A 2,131-nucleotide genomic window follows, 5' to 3' on the forward strand; every position below is an offset into this window, starting at 1 on the left:
CCGCCAATGGCTGCAGGCGGTCAGCGCCGAAGACCTCGGCAACAGCGGCTTGCAGGAAGACCTCGACGGCAGTCATCCGCTGGCCCAGCAGGTGGTGATGCTGCGCTACTCGCGTCGCTTCGGCGAGGGCAGCGGCATCGGCCAGCTGGCGCGCTGGGTCAACCAGCAGAACGCTGAGCAAGCGCGCGCGCTGTTGGCCGCGCGCAGTCATGACGACTTGTTCTGTCTCAGCCTCAAGGGCGAGCATGATCACGCGCTTGAGCGCCTGGTGCTGGACGGGCAGGGCGAAGGTGCCCAGGGCTATCGCTATTACCTGAACCTGCTGCAGTCGGCGCGTCCTGCGCCGCAGACCCCGCGTGACGATCACGCCTGGACCCACTGGGCGCAACAACTGCTGCAAGCCTTCGACGCGTTCCAGTTGCTCTGCGCCGTACGCAAAGGTCCCTGGGGCGTCGAAGGGCTGAACCTGCGCATCACCGCCGCCCTGCGCAAGGTGCGGCTGATCGAGGGCGACGAGCAGTGGTATGAAGGGCGCCCGGTGCTGATGACCCGTAACGACTACGGCCTGGGCCTGATGAACGGGGATATCGGTATCGCCCTGAAATTGCCCGAGAGCGACGGCGGCGCTCAGGTGCTGCGCGTGGCTTTCCCGCGCAATGACGGCCAGGGTGGCGTGCGCTTCGTGCTGCCCAGCCGGCTCAACGATGTGGAAACCGTCTATGCCATGACCGTGCACAAATCCCAGGGGTCGGAGTTCACCCATACCGCGCTGATCCTGCCGGACGCGTTGAACCCGGTACTGACCAAAGAACTGATCTACACCGGTATCACCCGCGCCAAACGCTGGTTCAGCCTGATCGAACCCCGTGCCGGCGTCTTTGAAGAAGCCGTACGGCGCCGGGTCAAACGCTTGAGCGGGCTGATGCTGGAGCTGGACGCCACGCCCGAAGAAGCTGACTGAACGGTCATGCGATATTTTTGATTCAGATGTCTGATTTTTCTGAAAAAATACTCAGCACTTTGGAAAGCCTCGCGTCATGGGTTTTCCGCTGCTGTGCTATCGTTGCGGCATCACCATCGAATTTCTTGAGAGAATTGCTGCATGAACGTGGCTGTCTCGCTCTCAGAGCGCAGTTTGAGCTGGAGACGCCTGTTGCAGGTTGCGGTGCTATGCCTGCTCGCTCCACAGGCCTGGGCTCAAACGCCCAGTTTGGCCGAGCAGCGCGCCCAGACGGTCACCCAGGTCGTGCTGGGGATTCTCAGTTATGCCCGTTGGCCGGTGGAGCCTGTGCAACTGCGCTTGTGCATCGTCGGGCCCACCCAGTACACCGACGACCTGATCAAGGGCACTACCCAGGCCACCGGCCGACCGGTGGCAGTGCGACGCTTGCTGGCCAACCATCCGGACATCGTCAGTGCCTGCGACGCCGTCTACATCGGCAAACTCAGCGCTGACGAACGCACCGCGTTGTTTGCTTCATTGATCGGCCATCCGGTGCTCAGCATCAGCGAAGGCGGCGATCAATGCACCGTGGGCAGCCTGTTCTGCCTGCGGGTGAGTGATGCGCAAGTGTCGTTTGAGGTGAACCTGGATTCCGTTGCCCGCAGTGGCGTACGCATTCACCCCAGCGTGCTGCAACTGTCGCGCCGTCGAGCGCCGACGCCATGAGGCCGGCCAAGACGCGACCGACCCTGAGGTCAGTCATCGGCAGAGGGCACATGATCCTGGCCCTGGTGGCGGTGGCGCTGGCCAGTGTGTCCCTGACCCTGCTCGGCGTGCTGGCGCTGCGGGTGTACGCCGAACACAACCTGCACTTGATCGCACGCTCGATCAATTACACCGTGGAAGCGGCTGTGGTGTTCGACGACAGCGCCGCCGCCACTGAAGCCTTGAGCCTGATCGCTTCGACCGAAGAGGTGGCCCAGGCCGAAGTCTTTGATGCCAGTGGCAAGCTGCTGGCGCAGTGGGTGCGGCCAAACAATGGGATGTTGTCGCGGGTTGAACTCGAACTGGCGCATGCCTTGCTCGAGCAACCCATCAGCCAGCCGATCCTTCACCAGGGGCAAACGGTCGGCAGTATCCACCTGACCGGTCATGGCGGCAGCCTGTTGCGCTTCCTGCTCAGCGGCC

The 2,131-nt window shown here is 63.1% G+C and carries 3 protein-coding genes; all 3 read left to right on the forward strand.

Going from position 1 to position 2,131, the window contains the following annotated elements; translation table 11 throughout:
- Positions 1-961, forward strand: a 961-nt coding sequence (locus tag BFP90_RS28990) for an ATP-binding domain-containing protein (protein ID WP_256097417.1), incomplete at its 5' end; no start/stop codon positions are given.
- Positions 962-1,102: 141 nt separating this feature from the next.
- A complete protein-coding gene (locus BFP90_RS02280; protein ID WP_065883482.1) occupies positions 1,103-1,669 on the forward strand; it encodes a YfiR family protein in 567 nt (188 codons plus the stop codon).
- On the forward strand, positions 1,666-2,131 hold a 466-nt coding region (locus BFP90_RS02285), incomplete at its 3' end, for a CHASE sensor domain-containing protein (protein WP_305118336.1). The genes BFP90_RS02280 and BFP90_RS02285, both read left to right, overlap by 4 nt.

The sequence above is a fragment of the Pseudomonas sp. 24 E 13 genome (assembly GCF_900004715.1).
GTDB classification, from domain to species: domain Bacteria; phylum Pseudomonadota; class Gammaproteobacteria; order Pseudomonadales; family Pseudomonadaceae; genus Aquipseudomonas; species Aquipseudomonas orientalis_A.

Coding starts and splice junctions, on each gene's coding strand:
- BFP90_RS02280 (WP_065883482.1), top strand. CDS start 1,103: ATGAACGTGGCTGTCTCGCTCTCAGAGCGCAGTTTGAGCTGGAGACGC.